The following is an 18,840-nucleotide window of genomic DNA, read 5'->3' on the forward strand; positions in this document are numbered from 1 at the left end:
TTTTAGATGATTATTTTTTCGTCTCTCTTTCCTTAAGGGGAACTTTTACTGCCTTTGGCGGAACTGCAAACTCAAACATATAATCAGGAAAATCTGGATTTACAACCCAATCCTTATATACCGCTTCGTATTGAGGCTTGTCTTTGTCATTAATATAAACTATTACCATTTTTACAGGCAGGAAAAAATCATCGCTTCCAATCCAGAATTGAAAGCTTTTGTTTTTATCTGTACCTGCAATATGAAAACACTCTTTGTCATCAATAATAGTTTTGCCTAAATAAATTAGATTTCCTTTTTCTGCTTTAAGGTCTTCTAAGAATGTTTCGTAGAAAAAATCGGCAGCAGGAAATTCAATTCCAAATTTTTTGCTGGTTTCATCAATCGTTTCTATAACAGATTTTGGTGCTGCTGCAGTTGCATAAGTATTATTATCAAAAGAATAATAATATAAACTCTTGCCATTATACCATAAACTTCTGTTTCCTTTATCTCCAGTTGAAGTAATTTTCATTTTATCTGGAAATTTGATCGAAACTTTTTCATTTATCGAATGCTTAATTAATCCCAGACTTTCGTTAGAAATATCATAAGTCATTATCGACCTAAAACTGCATGATTTTATGTATTGCAATGATTCTGTGGTTCTATGTAAAATATAAACTGCCGCAGAATCAATTCTTGTTGTCTGGCTTTGCGTTGTAATTGTTATAATAGCAAAACCGATTAAAAACATAATTTTTTTACTCATACTTACAATTATTTAATTAACGAAAATTATATTTCTGCCGAAATAGGCAATCTTCCTTCTTTTACTGCTTCAACCAATTTATTATAATCCAATTCGTTTTGATGGGCATATGCAATCGAAAATTTTGAAATCGCATTCGCAAATTCGTCGTTGTTTCCTATATATCCCGACAATATTGACGGATCTCCTGATCTCGCATGAGCTCTTGCAAGCGCCCATCCGCAGGCTTTTGCATAATCAGCCATGTTTTCTGCTTTCATTATTTCGATAACAGGTTTTATTTTAGCATCTCGAAGCTGACGGATATAAAAAAACCTGCCTCTATCATCATTTGTCCATCCTAAAAACATATCCGAAGCCGACTGCATTAACTTTTGTCCCATTACAATTCGTTCTCCTTGATGCTTGTATTTTCCTTTAATTTTTACATTGGGCTCCAAAACACTTTGTCTGGCTTCTTTAAACTGTAAAAAAATAGGTTCACCAGTTGCGGACATTAATAAACTGATTCCGCAAAGTGTTCCAACACTTCCCACACCTACCACTTTTATAGCAAAGTCATGTATTGTATATCGGCTTAATAAAATCTGTTTATCTTCAGGAAGCGATTCTACATATCGTTTATGAATTAATTTAGCTTCTCTTAAAGTATAGTTTTGATCTGTTCCTGACGGATGATAAATTAATGGCGGATCATCTTTTATTTTTGCTCTAACCCCATCTAGATAAGTCATTTTTGCAAACTCTTTTTCATGCGCTGTAGATTCAGCTGCTTTTTTTATTCGTTTTTGCTGAAACTCTTTTAGTTCTTCATCTTTTCCTAATTCAATAAGTTCTGCCAAATCAATATCGGCATACCAAATTTGAAGTGCCGATAATTTACTGTATTCGAGCATGTGTCTTTTATAACTGTCTGCAACATGCCAGGCAAATTCTTTACTGGTTTTATTTGAGAACTTTCTCCATTTTCCGGCTATAGCAAAACTTGCCGCGAGTCTTTTTACATCCCATTCCCAAGGTCCTGGAAAAGTTTCATCAAAATCATTAATATCAAAAACCAACTTACGTTCTGGAGTTGCAAAACCGCCAAAATTCATTAAATGACAATCGCCGCAAAGCTGTAAATGTATTCCTGTACTTGGAGTATTAACTAAATCTGCTGCCATAATTGCGGCCGCACCTCTATAAAATGCAAAAGGAGATTCAATCATTCTTCGATATCGAATAGGCAACAAATCTTCAATTCGACCAATACTGGTTTTTATTAAAATTGCAATAGGATCTTCTCGATCTTCGGAAGCTGACCATTCTTGATGAGAAGAACGAGACACATCTTTTCTGATCGCCGTTCCCTTATCGTAGCGTTCTGCTTTTGATGCCAAAGGATCAAATAAATTCTCGTTGTTATCTTCTGCTTTTTCGGTCATAAAAACAATTTAAATTTTACTTCAATACAAGCACATCTGTATTGATTATCCCAAAGTTTTATTATTACATCTCACAATAAATAAAAATTCAATTCAAATAGGAATCAAAAATAAAAACCAAAAAATTTAAGATCCCGGAAATATAAATGCTACCACTGCTCTAAGTCCCCAATCTGGTCTTATCGCCGAATGGCCGACAATTGGTATTAAAGGCATAACAGCAAATTGCATGGTCTGACCTCCTAATTTGGTAATCGCACCAACATTTGGACTTACTGTAATAAGAGTTGTATTTCCTTGCCAATTTTGCGTAATTTCTGAAGTAAAACCTAAACTGGCACCACTTTTATAACTATGTGTTAGAAATATTTGTGTGTAAAACTGATTGAAATCTGCTCTATCCGCATTTCCTGCTACAGACCAAATTTGATTGGCTAAAAAACCTATAGAAAGTCCCTTTCCTTGATGCATTACTAAAACGCTCGGTCCAATTCCGAATTTTTCTGTTCCTAGAAATTTTTCGGTGGCGGTTGGTACTAAAAAAGCAGGACCAACTCCTAAGATAATTCCTTTAGTTTTAGGAGCAAAAAAGGCTGTGACTGTTGCATCGCTTAAACCGAATTCATGCGTGTTTTCTCCCGTAACATCTTGCTGATCTACAACAGGAAGAATATAACGGGTAATTAAATTAAGATTCTCACTTAATTTAAAAGGAACAACAGGCTGTATATTGATTTGATATTTTGATCCATTATAAGGACCAATCCCATAAGTAAGATTATTTTGCAGCGGAACACTAATTAAACTCGCAACAGGATTTGCCATTTTATCGGCAAGTTCTTGAGCACTTGATCCGGCTTTTGATTCTTCTTGTGAAAATACTGCTAAAGTTGAAAGAAAAAAAATAGCACCGAATACTATTTTAGTCGTGTTATTTGAGATTATAGATTTCATAGTGGTATTCTTTTAAAAAGATTTTTAATCATTCAAAGCATACAGCTTTTAAATTAAAAAGCTGTATCGCTTTAAAAACCAACCAAAACCAATTTTATTTGTCTGCAAAAACTTTTTTCCAATCGTCTTTCATGCTTATTACATGATACTTGTATTTTGCAGCGGTATTTAATGACAAATTATCTTTTTCCTGATAATTGTATTCTCTAATAGAATCATTATGATTTACAATTAATTGAAAAGATGGGTATTTATTTCCTGAAGAATATCTAAGCATGGCAAGATCGCCAGCTCCACCTTCATTTCCGCAGGCAAAAACAGGTCGTTGACCAATGTGCAATTGTATCCCGACAGGTTTTCCTTCTTTATCATTAAAATGATCTAAAGCTGGTTCTCGTAAAACTGCATTTTTAGCATCATCAAATTTATATTTGAAAGAAGTTCCAACTACTTGATCTTTTGGAATTCCATAAAAATCCTGAGATATTGCTCTCACAACTTCAACCGTTCCACCAGTTACAATGAAAGTTTTGAAACCATTTGCACGCAAATAATTCAAAAGCTCCAATTGAGGCTGGTATCTGATTTGTTTTAGCGGAACATTTTTACCAGGATATTGGGCACCAGCAAAAAACTCTTTTGTTGATGCTTCAAACTCATCTTCGGTCATGCCTGTATGAGTTGCAGCAACTAACTCAATAAGAGCCTTATCCCCTCCCTTTTCGAAGAAAGTTTTATCTTTTTCTACTACGGCCTTAAAAGGCTGTTTTTGTGCTAAAGCTGGATTAGCTTCAACCATTTTTTTCACACGATAAAAAGCGAATAATTCCTGAACATATGGTTTTTCAGCCCAAAGTGTTCCGTCGTTATCAAATGTGGCAATTCTACTTTCTATCGGAATAAAGTCTGGGCTTCCTTCTTTAGTTACTTTTTCAACATACGCAATAATGTCTTTTTTCAAAGTTCCGTCGTTCCAACTTGGCAATGGATCACCGCTAGTTGCAATAGTATCAGTACTCTCTTTTGGATTTGCAGTTGTATTTTCTTCTGATTTATTTTTACAAGAAACAAACAAAAATAAAAATAGAGCTGCGAGATATAATTTCCTATACATAATGTGAGTCATTAAATAGCAAAGCCCAAATTATTAGAATAACTCAGGCTTTACTTAAGATTATTACTTTATTTCTTCTTTTTGGATGTAGTCTCCGCTTCTTCTTTTACTTTAGGAAGAACGTTTTTCTCGATGTATTTTTGAGCCTTAATATCTTTCATTGCCTCTTCCATAATCGTATATGCAGAGAAACTTGGCGGAATTGATCTTGGAGGATATTCTTTAAACGTTTCTGCGAATACAACTACATCTTGTATTGCGCCATACATTAACTGCACATGATTCATTTGCCAATCCCAAAATGTATTCGACGTTATATCTGCTCTTTCAAAAGGGTCTTGATATAAGTTGAATATCTTTTGCAATCTAAGCTTTGTAAAAGGCTCTGCCCAAACTCCCATTGTACCTCCTAAACGCTGCTCTGCAAAAACATATTTATAATCTCCTTCTCTCAAACCTACTAATAAACCATCATCATCGGTATAAAAGAATTTGTCTCTTGCACTTTTTGGTGTTTTACCTTCTAAGAATTTACTTTGATCAAAACCATCTAAATGTACTTTATAGTTTTTTCCGTTTGCGCTATATCCTTTTAAAAGTTTATTAACGATATCTGGCTCTCCTGCTATTGACGCAAAAGTTGGTATCCAGTCGTTATGGCTCATTAACTCAGTTGTTACTGTACCTGGTTTAATGTGTCCTGGCCAGCGAACAATACATGGTACACGGAAAGCTCCCTCCCAGTTGGTGTTTTTTTCTGAACGGAATGGTGTCATAGCTCCGTCAGGCCATGTGTTCATATGAGGACCGTTGTCTGTTGAATACACTACAATAGTATTATCTGCAATCCCTAAATCATCTAATGCTTTCAAAATACTTCCGATAGTTTCATCATGCTCGATCATACCGTCAATATATTCACTATCTCCATGAGTGTATCTTCCTCTGTGTTCAGCTCTTACGTGTGTACGAAGGTGCATACGAGTAGCATTGAACCAGCAGAAAAATGGCTTTCCTGCTGCATTTTGTCTTTTAATAAAATCGATTGCTGCTGCAGAAGTTTCATCGTCAACAGTTTCCATTCTCTTTTTAGTAAGAGGTCCTGTATCTTCAATTCTTTGTTTTCCAACTCTTCCAAAACGAGGATCTGTAGTCGCATCATCAACATTTGTTGCTGTACATTTTAAAACTCCTCTTGGACCATATTTTTTCAAATATTCTGGATCTTTAGGATAATCAGGCAATTCTGGCTCTTCTTCAGCATTTAAGTGATACAGATTTCCAAAGAATTCATCGAAACCATTTACTGTTGGTAAACTTTCATTACGATCTCCTACGTGATTTTTCCCAAATTGTCCTGTTACATATCCTAACTGTTTCATTATTCCTCCAACTGATGGATCTAACTGGCTCATACCCATAGGTGCACCTGGAAAACCTACTTTTGTAAGTCCCGTTCTAAGACCGTGTTGTCCTGTTAAAAAAGCAGCACGTCCTGCAGTACAGCTTTGTTCTCCGTAATAATGCAAGAAACGTATTCCTTCATTTGCCAAACGATCAATATTTGGCGTAGTATATCCCATCAATCCGTCACTATAGGCGCTAATATTGGTAGTCCCAATATCATCACCCCAAAGTACTAAAATATTGGGCTTTTTACTGCTTTGCGCACTCATCTGAGCTGCTGCAAAGCATGTAAATGCAAACAATGTCATTGCATTTTTAAATTGACTTTTAAACTTGATTTGTTTCATGGTAATTGAATTCGTTAATAATTATGCTTGTCAAGAAGATTAAATAAATTCGTACAAAAATTATTTATAAAAATTAATCAGAAAAAAATATGTTTACTAGTTAAGTCAAGTTTTTTAAATTATTGCGAGTGGGGGAATTTGCAACAATAATTTTTTAACTTTTTATTAAGCATTTCAAATTTATGCAATAAAACACGAGATGTTTGTGTTTGTACGGTTTTACTTCGTTTCATTTTATAACTTGCAACATCAAAACTGTTTTAATCTGCTACTATTTGTTTCAAATTATAGATTGCAACTTCTAAAAAAGTGCATAATGAAGCTGTTAGAATGTTGTTTTTTTAAATCAGTCTAAAAAAAAGAGTCTAAATTTCATGCTTTTTTAGATTAAATAACTTTGAAATACTATAAATTCTAAGTCGATTTTGCCAAAAAAGCAACTAATTTTGGCTTAAGTAGTCGATTTTGCAACATTAATATGAAAGAAAAAACTTCGAATCAGAAAATTTTATCCAAAAAAAAGCCATCAAAATGATGGCTTAATTATATATAGTATATTTTAAAAACTATTCGATTTCAGAAACTCTCATGGTGTTTACCATTCCTTTATCTTTAATTGGCATAGCAGCAAGATTAATCAAATAATCCCCTTTTGAAGCATATCCCTTTTCAACAGCGATTTGATTTACATCTGTAACAGTATCATCTGTGCTTTCTTCATTATCATAAAAGAATGATTTAACTCCCCACAATAAATTCAATTGTGTTAAGATTCTTCTGTTTGAAGTAAATACTAAAATGTGAGCAGTTGAAGGTCTCCAAGCCGAAATTTGGAAAGCTGTATAACCACTATTTGTTAAAGTACAAATTGCTTTTGCCTCAATTTCATTTGCTAATAAAGCCGCTTGATGACAAACTGTTTTAGTAACGAAACGTTTTGTTTTGATTTGAGGTGTATTTTGTGGAACGTGAATAAGTTCTGAATTTTCTACTGCCTCACAAATTTGAGTCATTCTTTGAATTACCTGAACTGGATAATTCCCTGTTGCGGTTTCTCCAGACAACATTACAGCATCTGCACCATCCATTACTGAGTTAGCAACGTCATTTACTTCTGCTCTTGTTGGTGTTAAACTTGTAATCATTGTTTCCATCATTTGTGTTGCAACGATAACAGGAATTCTAGCTGTTTTAGCTCTGCGGATCAAATCTTTTTGAACCAATGGTACTTCGTGAGCAGGAAGTTCAACTCCTAAATCTCCACGTGCAACCATTAAACCATCGCAATATGCTACAATTTTATCCATGTTCTCAAGAGCTTCCGGCATTTCAATTTTAGCAATAATTGGAATTTTAACGTCTGAATGTTTAGCGATTAATTCTTGTAAATCTTGTAAATCGCGTGGTGTTTTCACGAATGAAAGTGCGATCCAATCTACCTTTTGCTCAATTGCAAAAATCGCATCGGCGATATCTTTTTCAGTTAAAGCTGGTAAAGAAATTTTTGTGTTTGGAAGATTAACCCCTTTTTTAGATTTTAATTCTCCACCTTGAATTACTTTAGCAACTACTTCTGTTTTTTTATCTGTAGAAACAATTTCAAAAATAAGTTTACCATCGTCAAGCAAAATACGCTCACCAACATTTACATCATTTGGAAAATTTTGATATTTCATGAATGCTTTTTGAGCATTTCCTACAATATCTTCTGCCGTTGTAAAAGTAATTTCATCACCATCATTTACAACAGTTCCTTCTTCCATAACCCCAACTCTAAGTTTTGGCCCTTGCAAATCTCCAAGGATTGCTGTAGTATAACCAAACTCTTCGTTAAGTCCTCTAATAATATTAATTTTCTCTTTTACTCCTTCGTAATCAGCATGCGAAAAATTGATTCTAAACACATTAACCCCTGCATCGATCATATCCTTGATAATCTCTCTTGTACTACATGCAGGCCCAAGTGTAGCAACAATTTTGGTTTTCTTATTTGTTAACATTTTTTTTAAAAAATTAGATTGTTTTTTGATTTTATTTTATTGGTATCCACAGCATAAACTGCTGCAATACTTTCTATTGAGTTTAAATGTTGTTGAATTTCTGAAAAATCGACAGCCTCCTCGCTGTTTTCAATTTTCAGGAAAAAATCTACTTTCTTGAATTCAGGAAGTAAATGAATTGTCGTAGAAACCTCACTTGTTTCATTAGAAAACAAATTCTGGAAATCATTTGTACTCACAGAAATGATCTCATTTTTATTCTGAATCAAATTCCATGAAACAGCCTTTTCAGAATCATAATAATAAAATCTCGAAAAATTTGCCTCGCCTTCTTTAGTTTGAGCATGGATCTCGTTTTTGCTCTTACTTAAGTTAATCGGAAGGTTTTTATTGATAAAATAAGCCAATCTATAATCTTCTAATGAAGTATGAATAGCCATTAAATAATAATCAATTTCGTCAAATTCGTCTAAATCCAATCTATGAATAGCCATGTCATGAAAAATCAAGTTGTAAATATACTACTTCTATCGGAGCATCTATACTTATGAGTCGCTTGTTTTTGTTAATTTATAAACGAAAACGATTTAGCTTTAAGAAAACTACAGCGACTTTGTAATCATTTCTTGTCAATTTTTTCTTGAAATGCAAAATAAGCTCTTTGGGAAGCTTTCTCTTCTGCTTTCTTTTTTGAAGTTGCTCGCGCTCTTGCGATTACTTTATCATCAATGCTTAATTTGACACCAAACAAGCGTTGTCCGTCAATACCATTATCTTCAAAAATGTCGTAGTGAAAAATTCTCTTTTCTTTTTGACACCATTCAATAACTAAGCTTTTATAACTAATTACTTTTCCTTCTAATCGAGCAATATCAACATAAGGAGTAATTACTCTTTTTTGAATAAATCTTTCACAATACGAATATCCTTTATCCAAATATATAGCACCGACAAGTGATTCAAAAATGTTTCCGTGAATGTTCTCTCCAAAATGCTGTACAGGCACTTTACTTTCAACAAATTGTACTAAATTCAGATCTTTACCTAATTCATTCAAGTGTTCTCTGCTCACGATTTTCGAACGCATTTTTGTCAAATATCCTTCATCTCCATTTGGTGCTTTATTAAATAAATGTGCTGCAATTACGGCACTTAACATAGCATCTCCAAGAAATTCTAAACGTTCATAATTAATCGGATTTCCTGATTCGTCTAATTTATTTGAAGATCTGTGCGTAAACGCTTTCTTATAAAAATCGATTGTAACAGGCTGAAAACCAACTATTTTTTGAATAGTGTCAAAAAAAATCCCGTCTTCTAGAGAACGGGATTTAGAAAATATTTTTTTGATAATATTCATATACGAAAATTAGTCAGCTAATTTTTTAAACAATACACAAGCATTGTGTCCGCCAAAACCAAAAGTGTTACTCATAGCAACGTTCACTTCTCTTTTTTGAGGTTTGTTTAAAGTAAGATTCAATGATGGATCAATGTTTTCATCAACCACAGTATGATTAATTGTTGGAGGAACAATACCATGTTGCATTGCTAAAATTGAAGCGATTGCTTCGATAGCTCCAGCAGCACCAAGTAAATGTCCTGTCATTGATTTCGTTGAGTTGATATTGATGTTTTTTGCATGCTCACCAAATACAGCGCTAATCGCTTTTAATTCAGCAACATCTCCTAATGGAGTAGAAGTTCCGTGAGTATTGATATGATCAACATCTTCTGGATTCATTCCTGCATCTCTTAAAGTATTTTTCATAACTGCAATAACTCCAATTCCTTCCGGATGCGGTGCAGTTAAGTGATAAGCGTCAGATGACATTCCGCCTCCGCCAATTTCGCAATAAATTTTTGCGCCTCTGGCTTTTGCATGTTCGTAATCTTCAAGAACTAACGCTCCTGCTCCTTCTCCTAAAACAAAACCATCTCTAGTAGCGTCAAAAGGTCTTGAAGCTGTTTCTGGACTTTCGTTTCTTGTAGACAAAGCGTGCATTGAGCTAAAACCACCCATACCAGCAATGGTAACAGCAGCTTCAGAACCACCTGATACAATAACATCACACATTCCTAAACGAATGTAATTAAAAGCATCGATTAATGCATTTGCAGAAGATGCACATGCAGAAACAGTAGTATAATTTGGCCCCATATACCCATTACGCATCGAAATATGCGCAGGAGCGATATCGGCAATCATTTTTGGAATAAAAAACGGATTGAATTTTGGAGTTCCGTCACCTTTAGCATAATAAATTACTTCATCTTGAAAAGTCTCTAAACCGCCAATTCCTGCACCCCAAATAACACCAACTCTTTGTTTGTCGATATTATCATCAGTAAGTCCGGCATCTTTAATAGCCTCGTCACTAGCAGCAACAGCATATTGAGCAAATTTATCTAATCTTCGAGATTCTTTACGATCCATAAAATCTTCAATATTGAAGTTTTTTACTTCACAGGCAAATTTCGTTTTATGCTTTTCTGTATCATAATATGTTATAGGAGCCGCTCCGCTAACCCCATTCACAAGTGCATTCCAATATTCCTGGATATTATTCCCGATAGGAGTAAGTGCACCTAATCCTGTTACAACAACTCGCCTTAATGCCATAAATATGTATTTTGTACTTTAAACAAATAAAACCCACGCTTTCTTAACAGTTTTGTTACTTAAGAGCCATGGGCATTACAATATAAATATATCTTTTTGATTGAAAATCAATCGAAATTTAAATTTTAAAAAAATAATAACACCCGATTCTAAAAATTCCAAGTTTTTAAAAACAAATCCCAAGTTTGGGAATTTGAAAATTCAAGTTTGGAATTTTTAGAATTCGGGTGCGGTATTATTATTTTTTAGCTTCTTCGATATAAGAAATAGCTTGACCTACAGTAGCAATGTTTTCTGCTTGATCGTCTGGAATTTGAATATCAAATTCTTTTTCGAATTCCATAATAAGCTCAACAGTGTCTAATGAGTCAGCTCCCAAATCATTAGTGAAGCTTGCTTCTGTTACAACTTCGTTTTCGTCAACACCTAATTTGTCTACGATAATCGCTTTTACTCTTGATGCAATGTCTGACATAATCTTTAATTTTAGAATTTAATTTGTTGGCAAAAATAAAAAACTTTATTTTAAAACAACTATTTAGTTTATAAATGTGACACTAATTTATAAAATTAATTTCAAGAAAGGTCTTTTAAAGCTATTTATTTTCGTTTTTTATTCCGTTTTTTGCATTCTCAAAATAAGCACTATTATGAAAAAAATTATCGTTTTTGCCTCAGGATCAGGAACTAATGCAGAAAATATTATAAAACATTTTGCAAATACTGAAATTGCAAAAGTTGTTTCGGTTTTTACCAATAATGCCTCTGCAAAAGTTATTGAAAGAGCAAAAAATCATCAAATTCCAGTCGAAATCTTCTCAAAAAACGAACTTTTAGAACGAAATGTATTACAAAAAATACAAAAAATCGACCCGGATTTGATAATTCTTGCTGGCTTTTTATTGAAATTCCCAGAAAACATAATTGAGCACTATCCAAATAAGATAATAAATATTCACCCTGCACTTTTACCAAATTATGGAGGTAAAGGAATGTATGGAATGCACATACATAGAGCAATAGTAAATAATAAAGAAAAGGAAACTGGAATTTCTATTCATTATGTAAATGAAAACTACGACGAAGGAGCTATTATTTTTCAAGCAAATGTTGCATTAACTGAAGAGGATACCCCAGAAACAGTAGCCGAAAAGATTCACGAATTGGAACAAAAACACTTTCCGGAAATAATTCAGACTATCCTAGAAGATTCAAACTCTAATATTTAAACTATATAAGTCATATAAGAATATATAAGTCTGACGCTTAAATAACTATCGTCATATTCACAAAGAAATATAAGACCGTATTTTTAAATGAACTTATAGTACTTATATGGTTAATCAAAAATTAAAATGACCCAACACGAAGTACATATATACACTGATGGTGCTGCCAAAGGAAATCCTGGAAACGGCGGTTATGGCGTAGTGATGGAATTGGTAGGAACACCGCACAAAAAAGAGTTTTATGAGGGTTTTCGTCTTACGACTAATAACAGAATGGAGCTTTTAGCAGTAATTGTAGGCCTTGAAAAACTAAAAAAACCAAACATGAAAGTTCTTGTAATTTCAGATTCTAAATATGTAGTAGATTCTGTTGAAAAGAAATGGGTTTTAGGCTGGGAAAAAAAGAAATTTGCCGGCAGAAAAAATCCTGATTTATGGAAACGCTTTTTGATTGCTTACAGAAAACACCAAGTCGATTTTAAATGGATTAAAGGACACAACAATCATCCTCAAAATGAGCGCTGTGATCAACTGGCTGTTATGGCATCAATGCAGCCCAAACTCTCTGTAGATGTTTATTACGAAACCATAGGTTCTAAGGAATAAAAAAAAAAGCATCAATTATATTGATGCTTTTTTTACTAACTTAATTTCCTGCTTATTCTTTATCTAAATCTTTTGCTGTTTTAAATCCTGTCAAAAGCCCAATTCCTGCCATTATAAAAATAATTGAAGGATAAACTGCTCCGTCCTGAAGAGATGTATAAGTAGTTATAAGTAACGCAAGAAAAATTCCAACACCGCTGCCTATTAATAAGAAAGCAAAATTTACCACAAAAATTTTCCAAACCGGAACACCGCTTCCTTTTCCCTGCAAAAAGATACTGGCATCTACCCCTTTTTCTATAAGAGCCAAACGCTCTCTATTTCTTGTTGAAAAGATTAAATAAACGATCCCGAAGATCATTAAGAAAAGACTAATTGGAATTAAAATTTTTTCGTCCATGATGTTTTGTGTTTTTAATTGATTGATATACCCATATGACGAGGCTTTTTAAATTGAGGTTACACGTTTTTGTAAAAACTTTCAAAAATTAAATTCAAAATCCCGAAAATCACTGATAATCAGTTAATTTTGAATATATTTTTCACAAGACAAACTTTGTCAAAGTTTTAAAGATTGACAAAGTTCAACACCGCAATTGGAATTTCCTTTTCATATTTAAAATTTATTTTTAAAATGTTGTAACCTAAATAAACAAACTGTCGTCCTATATAATATGAGCACACTAAATGATCAACATTATATCGATAAAATTTTGCATGGCGAGACAAAAGCTTTTGCCATACTTGTTGATCGTTATAAAGATATGATCTTTACATTGGCGCTCAAAATGGTAAAAAATCGAGAAGAAGCGGAAGAAGTTGCACAAGATACCTTTATTAAGGTTTTTAGTTCTTTAAATAAATTTAAAGGTGATTCTAAATTTTCGACCTGGATTTACAAGATTGCCTATAATACTTGTTTGGACAGATTGAAGAAAAACAAAAAAGAAGATCTAAACATTTCGATTGATGATTTTTCTTCGCATTTAATCAAAACAATGGATAATGCGTTAAGTCTTTTAGAAGAAAAAGAACGAAAGCATACGATTCAGAAATGTTTAAACTTATTACCCAATGATGAAAATTTTCTTCTGACTTTATTTTATTTTGACGATCAAAATTTAGAAGAAATTGGAAAAATCATGAATATATCGGCAAATAATGCGAAAGTAAAACTATTTAGAAGCAGACAAAAATTAGCCGTAATTTTGAGACAACAGCTAGAACCTGAAATAATAGAATGTTATGAGAGAGAGCGATAAAAATATAGAACAACTTATTGATAAAATGATGGCTGAAGAAAAACTGCAGTCACCATCATTCGATTTTACTTCTAAAATAATGGCTGAAGTTCATTTATTAGAAGAGAAAAAAATCAAAACATACCAACCCTTAATTTCTAAACCTGTTTGGTTTTTCATTGGAGCTGCAATAGTTGCTTTGATTATTTACATATCTCTTTTTTCAGTTTCAGAAAATAATCTAGAAATTGGAAAATTATATACGGACAAAATTGGAAATGCATTCTCAGGAATTCATCTTTCTAAAACCACATTGTATGCTGTTTTGATAGTTCCTTTTATGGTTTTAATTCAAGTTGGGATTTTAAAAAATTATTTTGACAAGAAATATCAACTATAGATTTAAAGATGAAAAATAAAACGTCATTTTTTAAACCCCTTCTAAGAGCAACAAACGCACACTCCCATTATATCTTACTATTGTTGTTAGTATTTGTTACTAATTACACAGCAGCAGTTCCGCCAAACTTTACTACTAAGGAAATAAAATTTGTTAGTGAAGGAATTTCACTTGCGGGAACTGTTTTTACACCTAACAATATACAGGCTGCCGTTGTGATTGTTCATGGATCAGGGCAAGAAAAAAGAATGATAGACTTTGCAGCAAATCTAGCCAACAATGGAATTGCAGTTTTAACATATGATAAACGCGGCGTCGGAGAATCAGCTGGCATATATGCCGGACCTGAAGTTGGGACTAACAATGTTGATTTCTATAATCTAAATCTTTTGTCTTTAGATGCAAGTGCCGCTGTAAATACTTTGTCCAAGCATTTACAAAATGATCAAATAGCAATAGGTTTAATAGGAGGCAGTCAAGCTGGATGGATAATTCCATTGGCCGCAGAGAAAAACAAGAAAGTCAAATTTATGACCATATTCAGCGGAGCGCTTATAACCGTTAAAGAACAATTGAGATTCCAATTTTACACAAATGGAGACAACAAATTTTGGGATACACACTCTGAAGAAGAAGCAAGAAAACACGTATTCAATGACCCTGACAAATATGAGTTTGTTGACACAAATCCTAACGATGTTCTTTCTAAACTATCAATTCCGGGATTCTGGATTTTCGGAGGCAAAGACATTCAGGTTCCCGTGAAACTATCCATCGAATATCTTAACGTGTTAAAATCCAAAGGAAAACCTTATGAATATAAGTTATTTCCAAACTTAGGCCACAACACAGCATTTTCAGACAATCAAGAGCCTATGAAAGATGCCATCAATTGGATTAAAAGTTTAGATAAATTAAAGAATCATAACTAAAATCACTATCGCTGACAGTTACTAGAACATATTCCAAACTTTCTAAAAAATTATTTTGAGAAGAAATATCAGTTGTAGTTTTATTTAAAAGAATCTTCTCTTTTTCTGATATAATCCCTTCCTGCAAGACAATCGGAACTTACATCGTATTTGTTTATATATAGCAGATATTTAACTGTAAAATATTCATTCGTTTTTAGATTAGATGTATTAAGTTCAAGCTCATCTTTTCTAAATGATTGTTTTGAGTATTTTCTAAAAAAATTATCAAATCCTAAAGTAGAATATTCTTTTTCGATTTTTGGACTTAATTTATAATAAGGAGAAAGTGTTATTATTTGATTTGATTTATCAAATACATAATCTTTATCTAAGATTACTTCCAAGAAAATTTTAAAAGTTTTATACTTTTTTGAATAATGACGTTTATAACATTCAAACAAATAATTTGCATTAGTTGTAAAAATCTCATTCTCATTTGTTTTGATATATAAATCCAAAAGAGAATATAATTTAATTACAATGATTTTATCATCTTTATCATATTCACCAGCAATTTTTTCAATCATTTCTTCAGAAAAATTAGGCTCTTTTCTTTCGCAGGAAATCAAAAGAAAAAACAACAGTGATAAGGTTATAATTCTCTTCATAAATGAGATTTGAGGTTTAAACAAATCTAATAAAAATATGCAGCGTTTTTTCCAAAATATATATTGCAATTTAATTCTGAAAATGATATTTTGAGCACTCAAAAGAACCTTAGATAATTTACTCATTCCCAATAGTTTTAAGTTCTAAATCGCTATCATTTTTTTATGAAAATTTTGAGAACTTAAACCATTGCAATATTGCAACTTATGAAGTATCTTTGCACCCTAATTCGAAATTCATAAAATGAATAAATTATTGATTGTTGGAACAGTTGCTTTCGACGCGATTGAAACTCCTTTCGGAAAAACAGATAAAATATTAGGTGGTGCTGCAACGTACATTGGTTTATCAGCATCCTTTTTTAACTTGCAATCGGCCATAGTTTCTGTAGTTGGCGACGATTTTCCTCAAGAACATTTAGATCTTTTAACTTCAAAAAATATCGATATCTCTGGTATCGAAATTGTAAAAGGCGGTAAAACCTTTTTCTGGAGCGGATTGTATCACAACGATTTAAATTCTAGAGACACTCTTGTAACGGAGTTGAACGTTTTAGCTGATTTTCAGCCAAAAGTTCCTCAAGACTATAAAGATGCTGATGTTGTGATGTTAGGAAACTTACATCCGTTAGTACAAAGCAGTGTTTTAGACCAAATGGAGAAAAAACCAAAATTAGTAGTTTTAGATACTATGAACTTTTGGATGGATTGCGCTCTTCCAGAATTATTAGACGTTATTAAACGTGTAGATGTTATTACAATCAATGACGAAGAAGCAAGACAACTTTCTGGTGAATATTCATTAGTAAAAGCAGCGGCTAAAATCCAAGATATGGGACCAAAATACGTGGTGATCAAAAAAGGAGAACACGGCGCACTTTTATTCCACAACAGAGAAGTATTCTTTGCACCAGCTTTACCTTTAGAAGATGTTTTTGACCCAACTGGAGCAGGAGACACTTTTGCAGGAGGATTTTCAGGATTCATTGCACAAAGCGAAAACATTTCGTTTAACAACTTGAAAAATGCAATTATTTACGGTTCGAATTTAGCTTCATTTTGTGTAGAGAAATTTGGAACTGAAAGGATGGAAACATTAAGCAAAGCCGAAGTAGCGATTCGATTACAACAATTTAAGTCGTTAACTCAGTTTGACATAGAAATATAATGCCTAAGAGCCTCGATAAAACGGGGCTTTTTTTATTACGTTAATACACACAACTTACAACAACACAAAATACAAAAACAATGAGCGACGCTTTAAAACACGAATGTGGTATAGCCTTAGTTAGACTTCTTAAACCGCTTGAATATTATAAAGAAAAATACGGAACTGCATTTTACGGAATTCAGAAAATGTATTTAATGATGGAAAAACAGCACAACCGTGGTCAAGACGGAGCTGGATTTGCAAGCATTAAACTTGATGTTGAGCCTGGACAACGCTACATAAGCAGAGTTCGTTCAAATCATTCGCAGCCAATACAAGATGTTTTTAAGCAAATCAATGAGAGAATCAGCGAAGAATTAAAAGCGAATCCAGAAATTGGTGACGATGTTGATAAAATAAAATCACAAATTCCATATGTTGGCGAATTGTTTTTAGGACACGTTCGTTACGGAACTTTTGGAAAAAACAGCATCGAAAGTGTTCACCCATTTTTACGCCAAAGTAACTGGATGCACCGTAATTTGATTTTAGCAGGTAACTTCAACATGACAAATGTTAAGGAACTTTTTGAAAATCTAGTTGAACTTGGACAACATCCAAAAGAAATGGCGGATACTGTTACGGTAATGGAAAAAATTGGTCACTTTTTAGATAAAGAAGTAATGCAATTGTACCAAGATTGTAAAGCCGAAGGTTACTCAAAAAGAGAAGCTTCACCGGTAATTGCTGAAAGATTAGATATTGCAAAAATTTTAACCCGTTCAGCTAAAAACTTAGATGGCGGTTATGCAATGGCAGGTTTGTTAGGTCATGGTGATGCATTTGTTTTTAGAGATCCAGCTGGAGTTCGCCCTGCATACTTCTATCAAGATGATGAAGTTGTCGTTGTAGCTTCTGAGCGACCAGTTATTCAAACTGTATTTAATGTTCCTTTTGAAAGTGTACAAGAAATCGATCCAGGAAATGCTTTAATTATTAAAAAAGACGGAAAAGTTACCATGAACCAAATCTTGGAACCAACCGTTAAAAAAGCGTGTTCTTTTGAAAGAATTTATTTCTCAAGAGGAAGTGATGCTGAAATTTACCAAGAACGTAAAAACTTAGGAAAACTAATTTTGCCAGCCGTTCTTAAAGCTATTGACAGCGATACAGACAATACTGTTTTCTCCTATATTCCAAATACAGCCGAAACATCATTTTATGGTTTAGTCGAAGCTGCACAGGATTTCTTAAATCAGAGAAAAAACAATTATATTTTAGCAAACAGAAATACTCTTACGGCTGAAACATTGCAAGAACTATTAGCAGTAAAAATCCGTACGGAAAAAGTTGCTATCAAAGATGCTAAACTTAGAACCTTTATTACCGAAGACAGCAGCCGTGACGATTTAGTTGCTCACGTTTATGATGTTACTTACGGTGTAATCAAACCAGAAGACAATTTGGTTATTATTGATGATAGTATTGTTCGTGGTACAACTTTAAAAATGAGCATCATAAAAATGATGGATCGTTTGAAACCAAAAAGAATAGTTATCGTTTCATCGGCACCACAAATTCGTTATCCTGATTGTTACGGAATCGATATGGCAAAACTAGAAGGTCTTGTTGCTTTTAGAGCCGCATTGACTTTACTAAAAGAAAGAAACTTATACCATATCGTAGACGAAGTTTATGCTAAATGTAAAGCACAGGAGAACTTTGAAGACAAAGATGTTGTTAATTATGTAACTGCAATTTACGATCAATTTACTCCTGAAGAAGTTTCAGATAAAATTGCCGAAATGTTAAGCTCGCCAGAGATTAACGCCGAAGTTAAAATTATTTTCCAAAAAGTAGAAGATTTACACATTGCATGTCCTAAAAACCTGGGTGACTGGTACTTTACAGGAGATTATCCAACTCCTGGAGGAAATCGAGTTGTAAACAGAGCTTTCATGAATTTCTATGAAGGAAAAGATGCAAGAGCTTATTAATAAAATACTAAC

At 33.2% G+C, this 18,840-nt stretch carries 19 protein-coding genes; 7 read left to right on the forward strand and 12 right to left on the reverse strand.

The features are described from left to right. Window positions 1-10: 10 nt before the first annotated feature. From ACHRV0_RS02425 to ACHRV0_RS02470, 10 genes are all read right to left on the reverse strand, one after another. Window positions 11-751 (reverse strand): DUF2092 domain-containing protein, encoded by a 741-nt coding sequence (locus ACHRV0_RS02425; protein WP_395439790.1) that lies wholly within the window; start codon window positions 749-751, stop codon window positions 11-13. Between the two features lie 26 nt (window positions 752-777). After that, entirely contained in the window at window positions 778-2,178 is a 1,401-nt protein-coding gene (locus ACHRV0_RS02430; protein ID WP_395439791.1) for a DUF2252 domain-containing protein, read from the reverse strand. 126 nt (window positions 2,179-2,304) lie between these two features. Beyond that, window positions 2,305-3,132, reverse strand: coding sequence for a hypothetical protein (locus ACHRV0_RS02435; protein WP_395439792.1), 828 nt, complete (start codon window positions 3,130-3,132; stop codon window positions 2,305-2,307). A gap of 94 nt (window positions 3,133-3,226) precedes the next feature. Further along, window positions 3,227-4,246, reverse strand: a complete 1,020-nt coding sequence (locus ACHRV0_RS02440) for an HAD family hydrolase (protein ID WP_395439793.1) — start codon at window positions 4,244-4,246, stop codon at window positions 3,227-3,229. A 68-nt stretch (window positions 4,247-4,314) separates the two neighbouring features. Beyond that, window positions 4,315-6,000 (reverse strand): arylsulfatase, encoded by a 1,686-nt coding sequence (locus tag ACHRV0_RS02445; RefSeq protein ID WP_129023501.1) that lies wholly within the window; start codon window positions 5,998-6,000, stop codon window positions 4,315-4,317. 566 nt (window positions 6,001-6,566) lie between these two features. Then, complete coding sequence (pyk, locus tag ACHRV0_RS02450; protein WP_129023502.1) at window positions 6,567-8,000, reverse strand: pyruvate kinase; 1,434 nt, start codon at window positions 7,998-8,000, stop codon at window positions 6,567-6,569. Between the two features lie 5 nt (window positions 8,001-8,005). Further along, window positions 8,006-8,494, reverse strand: a complete 489-nt coding sequence (locus tag ACHRV0_RS02455; RefSeq protein WP_089053625.1) for an IPExxxVDY family protein — start codon at window positions 8,492-8,494, stop codon at window positions 8,006-8,008. Between the two features lie 125 nt (window positions 8,495-8,619). Next, entirely contained in the window at window positions 8,620-9,360 is a 741-nt protein-coding gene (rnc, locus tag ACHRV0_RS02460) for a ribonuclease III (RefSeq protein ID WP_089053624.1), read from the reverse strand. A 9-nt stretch (window positions 9,361-9,369) separates the two neighbouring features. Next, window positions 9,370-10,623, reverse strand: a complete 1,254-nt coding sequence (fabF, locus tag ACHRV0_RS02465; RefSeq protein ID WP_129023503.1) for a beta-ketoacyl-ACP synthase II — start codon at window positions 10,621-10,623, stop codon at window positions 9,370-9,372. A gap of 238 nt (window positions 10,624-10,861) precedes the next feature. Continuing rightward, window positions 10,862-11,098 carry an acyl carrier protein gene (locus tag ACHRV0_RS02470; protein WP_007137004.1) on the reverse strand — a complete coding sequence of 79 codons (237 nt, stop codon included), beginning with the start codon at window positions 11,096-11,098 and terminating at the stop codon, window positions 10,862-10,864. A 175-nt stretch (window positions 11,099-11,273) separates the two neighbouring features. Between ACHRV0_RS02470 and purN the strand changes: the two genes are divergently transcribed. Together purN and rnhA are read left to right on the forward strand one after the other, a co-directional pair. Beyond that, window positions 11,274-11,852, forward strand: coding sequence for a phosphoribosylglycinamide formyltransferase (gene purN / locus ACHRV0_RS02475; RefSeq protein ID WP_129023504.1), 579 nt, complete (start codon window positions 11,274-11,276; stop codon window positions 11,850-11,852). 126 nt (window positions 11,853-11,978) lie between these two features. Further along, window positions 11,979-12,458 carry a ribonuclease HI gene (gene rnhA, locus ACHRV0_RS02480; RefSeq protein WP_129023505.1) on the forward strand — a complete coding sequence of 160 codons (480 nt, stop codon included), beginning with the start codon at window positions 11,979-11,981 and terminating at the stop codon, window positions 12,456-12,458. Window positions 12,459-12,510: 52 nt separating this feature from the next. Here rnhA and ACHRV0_RS02485 read toward each other — a convergent pair whose 3' ends face one another. Beyond that, window positions 12,511-12,858, reverse strand: coding sequence for a DUF6249 domain-containing protein (locus ACHRV0_RS02485; protein WP_089053620.1), 348 nt, complete (start codon window positions 12,856-12,858; stop codon window positions 12,511-12,513). A gap of 274 nt (window positions 12,859-13,132) precedes the next feature. Here ACHRV0_RS02485 and ACHRV0_RS02490 point away from each other — a divergent pair, with 274 nt between their 5' ends. The 3 genes from ACHRV0_RS02490 to ACHRV0_RS02500 are packed head-to-tail and all read left to right on the forward strand — an operon-like array spanning window position 13,133 to window position 15,031. Next, window positions 13,133-13,720: an RNA polymerase sigma factor gene (locus tag ACHRV0_RS02490; RefSeq protein WP_395439794.1), complete on the forward strand. Its 588-nt coding sequence runs from the start codon at window positions 13,133-13,135 to the stop codon at window positions 13,718-13,720. Next, window positions 13,704-14,099, forward strand: a complete 396-nt coding sequence (locus ACHRV0_RS02495) for a hypothetical protein (RefSeq protein WP_395439795.1) — start codon at window positions 13,704-13,706, stop codon at window positions 14,097-14,099. The genes ACHRV0_RS02490 and ACHRV0_RS02495 overlap by 17 nt, the downstream gene beginning before the upstream one ends. A gap of 8 nt (window positions 14,100-14,107) precedes the next feature. Then, complete coding sequence (locus tag ACHRV0_RS02500) at window positions 14,108-15,031, forward strand: alpha/beta hydrolase family protein (protein ID WP_395439796.1); 924 nt, start codon at window positions 14,108-14,110, stop codon at window positions 15,029-15,031. A gap of 80 nt (window positions 15,032-15,111) precedes the next feature. Here the strand turns inward: ACHRV0_RS02500 and ACHRV0_RS02505 are convergent, their stop codons facing one another. Then, window positions 15,112-15,681 (reverse strand): hypothetical protein, encoded by a 570-nt coding sequence (locus ACHRV0_RS02505; protein WP_395439797.1) that lies wholly within the window; start codon window positions 15,679-15,681, stop codon window positions 15,112-15,114. 244 nt (window positions 15,682-15,925) lie between these two features. Between ACHRV0_RS02505 and ACHRV0_RS02510 the strand changes: the two genes are divergently transcribed. Together ACHRV0_RS02510 and ACHRV0_RS02515 are read left to right on the forward strand one after the other, a co-directional pair. Beyond that, window positions 15,926-16,849: a PfkB family carbohydrate kinase gene (locus tag ACHRV0_RS02510; protein WP_395439798.1), complete on the forward strand. Its 924-nt coding sequence runs from the start codon at window positions 15,926-15,928 to the stop codon at window positions 16,847-16,849. Window positions 16,850-16,929: 80 nt separating this feature from the next. Then, window positions 16,930-18,828 carry an amidophosphoribosyltransferase gene (locus ACHRV0_RS02515; RefSeq protein WP_395439799.1) on the forward strand — a complete coding sequence of 633 codons (1,899 nt, stop codon included), beginning with the start codon at window positions 16,930-16,932 and terminating at the stop codon, window positions 18,826-18,828. Window positions 18,829-18,840: the final 12 nt, after the last annotated feature.

This window comes from Flavobacterium sp. FlaQc-30 (genome assembly GCF_044005885.1).
GTDB lineage: Bacteria > Bacteroidota > Bacteroidia > Flavobacteriales > Flavobacteriaceae > Flavobacterium.

Bases quoted from the DNA above. Each gene is read 5' to 3' on its own strand.
- ACHRV0_RS02425 (WP_395439790.1), bottom strand. From the start codon at position 751: ATGAGTAAAAAAATTATGTTTTTAATCGGTTTTGCTATTATAACAATT.
- ACHRV0_RS02430 (WP_395439791.1), bottom strand. From the start codon at position 2,178: ATGACCGAAAAAGCAGAAGATAACAACGAGAATTTATTTGATCCTTTG.
- ACHRV0_RS02435 (WP_395439792.1), bottom strand. From the start codon at position 3,132: ATGAAATCTATAATCTCAAATAACACGACTAAAATAGTATTCGGTGCT.
- ACHRV0_RS02440 (WP_395439793.1), bottom strand. From the start codon at position 4,246: ATGTATAGGAAATTATATCTCGCAGCTCTATTTTTATTTTTGTTTGTT.
- ACHRV0_RS02445 (WP_129023501.1), bottom strand. From the start codon at position 6,000: ATGAAACAAATCAAGTTTAAAAGTCAATTTAAAAATGCAATGACATTG.
- pyk (WP_129023502.1), bottom strand. From the start codon at position 8,000: ATGTTAACAAATAAGAAAACCAAAATTGTTGCTACACTTGGGCCTGCA.
- ACHRV0_RS02455 (WP_089053625.1), bottom strand. From the start codon at position 8,494: ATGGCTATTCATAGATTGGATTTAGACGAATTTGACGAAATTGATTAT.
- rnc (WP_089053624.1), bottom strand. From the start codon at position 9,360: ATGAATATTATCAAAAAAATATTTTCTAAATCCCGTTCTCTAGAAGAC.
- fabF (WP_129023503.1), bottom strand. From the start codon at position 10,623: ATGGCATTAAGGCGAGTTGTTGTAACAGGATTAGGTGCACTTACTCCT.
- ACHRV0_RS02470 (WP_007137004.1), bottom strand. From the start codon at position 11,098: ATGTCAGACATTGCATCAAGAGTAAAAGCGATTATCGTAGACAAATTA.
- purN (WP_129023504.1), top strand. From the start codon at position 11,274: ATGAAAAAAATTATCGTTTTTGCCTCAGGATCAGGAACTAATGCAGAA.
- rnhA (WP_129023505.1), top strand. From the start codon at position 11,979: ATGACCCAACACGAAGTACATATATACACTGATGGTGCTGCCAAAGGA.
- ACHRV0_RS02485 (WP_089053620.1), bottom strand. From the start codon at position 12,858: ATGGACGAAAAAATTTTAATTCCAATTAGTCTTTTCTTAATGATCTTC.
- ACHRV0_RS02490 (WP_395439794.1), top strand. From the start codon at position 13,133: ATGAGCACACTAAATGATCAACATTATATCGATAAAATTTTGCATGGC.
- ACHRV0_RS02495 (WP_395439795.1), top strand. From the start codon at position 13,704: ATGAGAGAGAGCGATAAAAATATAGAACAACTTATTGATAAAATGATG.
- ACHRV0_RS02500 (WP_395439796.1), top strand. From the start codon at position 14,108: ATGAAAAATAAAACGTCATTTTTTAAACCCCTTCTAAGAGCAACAAAC.
- ACHRV0_RS02505 (WP_395439797.1), bottom strand. From the start codon at position 15,681: ATGAAGAGAATTATAACCTTATCACTGTTGTTTTTTCTTTTGATTTCC.
- ACHRV0_RS02510 (WP_395439798.1), top strand. From the start codon at position 15,926: ATGAATAAATTATTGATTGTTGGAACAGTTGCTTTCGACGCGATTGAA.
- ACHRV0_RS02515 (WP_395439799.1), top strand. From the start codon at position 16,930: ATGAGCGACGCTTTAAAACACGAATGTGGTATAGCCTTAGTTAGACTT.